This window comes from Nocardioides sp. (assembly GCF_034670285.1).
Lineage (GTDB): Bacteria > Actinomycetota > Actinomycetes > Propionibacteriales > Nocardioidaceae > Nocardioides.
In genome coordinates, this window is sequence record NZ_JAXMNS010000326.1 from 1 (window position 1) to 4,492 (window position 4,492).

Genomic DNA, 4,492 nt, shown 5'->3' on the forward strand with positions numbered 1-4,492 from the left:
GCCGACCACCTCGACGGCCGCGCCGCCACGATGAACGTCGTCGTCCAGCGCATGGTCGACGCCGCCGTGGCCGGCGTCGTCTTCACCGCCGACCCGGTCAGCGCCCGACGCGACCTGCTGGTCATCGATGCGGTCGCCGGCCTCGGCGAGGCGCTCGTGAGCGGAGAGGCGACCCCCGACCACTACGGCGTCGCTCTCGACGGCACGGTCGTCCGGCGGCTGCTGGTCGGTGACGAGCCCCTGCTCAGCGACGACCAGGTCGCCCGGATCGCCGAGCAGGCGCGCGCGGCCGCAGCTCACGAGGGCCAGCCGCTGGACCTCGAGTGGGCCATCGACCGCACGGGCGAGCTGTTCTGGCTCCAGGCCCGCCCCATCACCACCCTCCCGGCCGACCTCAACGAGCACGACACCACGCTGCCGCGCCCCGACGACGTCCTGACCATCAGCAACGTCAGCGAGATGATGCCGGGCGCCGTGTGCCCCCTCACGATGTCGTTCACCGGCTGGGGCATCGACTACGGACTCCAGCACATGCAGGTCAGCGTCGGCGCCCGTGCGCGCATCGAGCCGGACTGGCAGGTCACGGCGTCGGCGTACGGCCACCTGTTCCTCAACCTCACCGGCAACCTCGCCATGGCGGCGAGCATCCTCGGCTCGAACGCCGACCAGACGGCCCAGACCATCTGCGGACGCCTCGTGCCCGAGCTCACCGACCTGCCGCCGCGCCCGCTCCCCCGCCGGATCTTCAACACCGGCAAGCTGCTGCGCTTCTGCCTGGCCGCCCCCAAGGTCGTCGACCGCTTCGGCGAGGAGCTCGCAGCGTTCGCCCTCGTGCCGGGCGCCCACGCCGCAGCCACCTGGCAGGACATCTCCGGCAAGCTGAGCTTCTTCGACCACGCGATGGCCGTGCACATCCAGTCGTCAGCGCTCTCGGGGTTCTACTGCTCGATCGTCGAGAACATGGTCTCCGGCGAGGCCAACGCCAGCACCGTCGCCGAGCAGTCCGAGGCCGTGCGGCTCCTGGCCGGCGCGAGCGGCGTCGAGAGCGCGGTGATGCTCGAGGAGCTCGACGAGCTGATCGACTCCGTCGCCCGACACCCCGACGCCGACGAGCGCCTGGTCGGCGCCGAGCTGGACGCCGCCGTGGCGTGGCTCCGCGCCGAGCCCGAGCTCGCCGAGGGTCTCGCCACGTTCCTCGCGCGCCACGGCCACCGCGGCTACCGCGAGCTGTGCCTGCGTGACCCCTCGTGGGGCGACGACGTCTCACCCCTGGTGCAGAGCATGCAGGCGGCCGTCCACGCACGACTGCTCACGGGCGGACGCCGCGAGATCAGCAGCGAGCAGGTCGACCAGGCCGGGCTCAGCCGCGGTCTGCGCTGGATCCTGCCCAAGGCCCACAACGCCATCCGGCGACGCGAGCACACCAAGTCCCAGCTGGTCGACGTCGCGCACCGGTTCCAGATCGCCTTTCGGGGGCTCGGCGTCCAGCTGGCCGCCGAGGGAGCGATCCCGGACGCCGACCTCGTCTACTTCTTCACGACCGACGAGCTGTCGGGGTTCGTCGCCTCGCCGACGCAGGCCGCCGTGGAGCACGCCCTCGCCCGTCGAGACGCGCTGGAGCACCAGCAGCGCCTCGAGTTCCCCGAGATCTCGGTCGGCCTCCCGGCGCCCCTGGAACCCCAGGTGCTCGACGTGAGCGACGGAGTGCTCCAGGGCCGGCCGGCCTCGCGCGGCGTGGTCGAGGGAGTCGTGCGGGTCGCCCACACCCTCCAGGAGGCAGCCTCCCTCGCCCCGGGCGAGATCCTGGTGACTCCGATCACCGACATCGGGTGGACGCCGTACTTCAGCCTCATCGGCGGCCTGGTCACCGACCTCGGCAGCTCGGTCTCGCACGGCGCGGTGATCGCGCGCGAGTACGGGCTGCCCTGCGTGGTCAACACCCGCCAGGCCACGCGCTTCCTCAAGACCGGTGACCGCGTGCTCCTGGACGGCGACGTCGGCAGCGTCACCCTCGTGAGCTCGGCCGAGGACCGTTGAACGCGTCCGCCCGGGCCTCCAGACGCGTCGCCGTCATCGGAGCCGGACCCGCCGGTCTCGCAGCGGGCCGTGAGCTCCTGCTCAACGGCTTCAGCGACCTCACGATCATCGATGCCCAGGACGGACCCGGCGGGACCTGGCGCCTGCACACCTACCCGGGGCTGGCGTGCGACATCTGGGCCCACTCCTACGCGTTCTCCTTCGCCCCCAACCCCGACTGCACCGCCAACTTCATCAGCCAGCCCGAGATCCTCGCCTACCTCGAGCGGTGCTGCACCGACCTCGGCCTGGACCCCTACCTCCGGCTCGACACCCGCGTCGTCGCCGCGCACTACACCGACGACGACACCTGGCTGCTGAGCACCGAGGCGGGCGAGGTGCTCGAGTACGACGTGGTGATCAACGCGATGGGCAACCAGCACACGCCGCTCTTCCCCGACGTGCCAGGCCGGGACTCCTTCGCCGGACCCAGCTTTCACGGCACCCGCTGGGACCACGACGTCGATCTCGTCGACAAGCGCGTGGCCGTCGTGGGCTCCGCCGCGAGCGCCGTGCAGATCGTGCCGGAAGTGGCTCGGCAGGCCGCCCACCTGACCGTGCTGCAACGGTCGGCCAACTGGGTCATGCCGCGCCGGCTCAAGCAGTACAGCGAGGCCCAGCGGCGTCGGTGGAGACGCTTCCCGTTCCTGGTCGACGGCATCCGACGGTGGCAGTCGCTCCTGCTCGGACAGGTGGAGCACGCCGTCACGCTCGGCCACAGTCGGATGGGCCAGTTCGAGAAGCTGGTCACCCGCCACATCGAGCAGACCATCGACGACCCCGAGCTCCGACGGGCGCTCACCCCCGACTCGCGCTACGGCTGCAAGCGAGGGCTGGTCTCGGACGACTTCTACCCGACCCTCAACGAGGACCACGTCGACCTCGTCGCCTCCGGCCTCGAGCGGGTGACCCCCACCGGGCTGGTCACCAGCGACGGGCAGGAGATCGACGTCGACGTGATCATCTACTGCACCGGCTACCGGATCCTCGACCTCGATCGCATCGACGTGATCGGTGCCGACGGGGTCTCGCTCGCCGACACGATGGCCGGGGAGCCCCGGGCCCACAAGGGCATCGCGGTGCCCGGCTTCCCGAACTACTTCCTGGCGGTCGGTCCGAACGGGTTGGTGCTCAACACCTCGTTCTTCGCCACGGCCGAGCAGAACGTGACCACCATCGTGCGCCTGCTCGGCGAGCTCACCGATCGTGGCCGGACGGCGATGTCACCGCGCGAGCCCGCCTACCGGGAGTACAACGACTCCCTGACCGAGCGCTTCGGCACGTTCTCCTGGGGCGCCGCCGACTGCAGCAGCTACTACACGACGGCCTCGGGCCACGCGCCGTTCCTCTTCCCGGGAAACTTCAAGGGGTGGCGGCGCCTGCACGATGAGACGACTCTCGACGAGTTCGAGCTCATCTGACGCGCAGGCGTCCACCACCCCTTGCTCAGCCCTTCAGCACGGCTCGATCAGCCGTGGGCGAAGGTGATCTTCGGCAGCACCCGGGTGAGCCACTTCGGGCTCCACCAGGCCGCGTTGCCGGTCAGGCGCAGGATCACCGGCAGCAGGACCAGTCGCACCAGGAAGGCGTCGAGCAGCACCGCGATGCCGAGGATGATGCCCATCTCCTTCGGAGGCAGCGGACCGGAGAGGGCGAAGGTGAAGAACACCGCCACCATCACCGCACCGGCGGCGAAGATGACCCGGCCGGAGTGCGCCAGCGCGCCGACCATGGCTTCCTTCGGGTCACCGGAGCGCTCGTAGTGCTCCTTGGCCGAGGCCAGCAGGAAGACGGTGTAGTCCATGGCGATGGCGAAGATCATCGCGAAGAAGAACACCGGCGCCCAGGCGTCGAGGAAGCCCTGCGACTCGAAGCCGAAGAAGTCGGCGCCGATCCCCTCCTGGAAGATCAGCCTCGCCACACCGAACGCTGCGGCGGTCGAGAGCAGGCTGGCCAACGTGCCCAGCAGCGAGATGAGCGGCGCCTGGAGCGCGACCAGCAGGAGCACGAACCCGAGCACCAGGATCACGGCGATCACCAGCGGGGTCGACTCGTCGAGCTGGCTCTTGAGGTCGAGGTTCTCGACCGCAGCACCACCCACGAGGGCCGACTCCGGCAGGTCCGACCGAAGTCGGTCGACGGTGTCGCCCAGCGCGGGGTCGGACGGGTCGACGCCCGGCATGGCGAGGATCAGGACCTCGTCGGAACCGTCAGACGCAGGCTGCGGCGGCAGCGACCCGAGAACGCCCTCGTCGCTCTCGAGCACGGCGGCGACGGTCTCGGCGTCCGAGGAGTCGGCGACGATCTGCAGGGTGCCCGGCGAGCCGGGACCGAAGGCGTCCTGGACCTGGTCGTAGCCGACGCGCGCGCTGGCGTCCTCCGGCAGGACCTTGATCGAGGGCATGGCCGTCTGGAG

Annotated in this window: 3 protein-coding genes; 2 read left to right on the top strand and 1 reads right to left on the bottom strand. The window is 70.5% G+C overall.

From position 1 onward, the window contains the following. Positions 1-2,037: PEP/pyruvate-binding domain-containing protein (locus tag VOI19_RS15005; RefSeq protein WP_323793771.1), on the top strand; the 2,037-nt coding region annotated here is incomplete at its 5' end. Next, the gene (locus tag VOI19_RS15010) at positions 2,034-3,497 is read left to right on the top strand and encodes an NAD(P)/FAD-dependent oxidoreductase (protein WP_323793772.1); all 1,464 of its coding nucleotides are present in this window, start codon (positions 2,034-2,036) and stop codon (positions 3,495-3,497) included. The genes VOI19_RS15005 and VOI19_RS15010, both read left to right, overlap by 4 nt. A 47-nt stretch (positions 3,498-3,544) precedes the next feature. On the opposite strand, the gene VOI19_RS15015 is transcribed toward VOI19_RS15010, so the two are convergent. Next, on the bottom strand, positions 3,545-4,492 hold a 948-nt coding region (locus VOI19_RS15015), incomplete at its 5' end, for an MMPL family transporter (protein WP_323793773.1).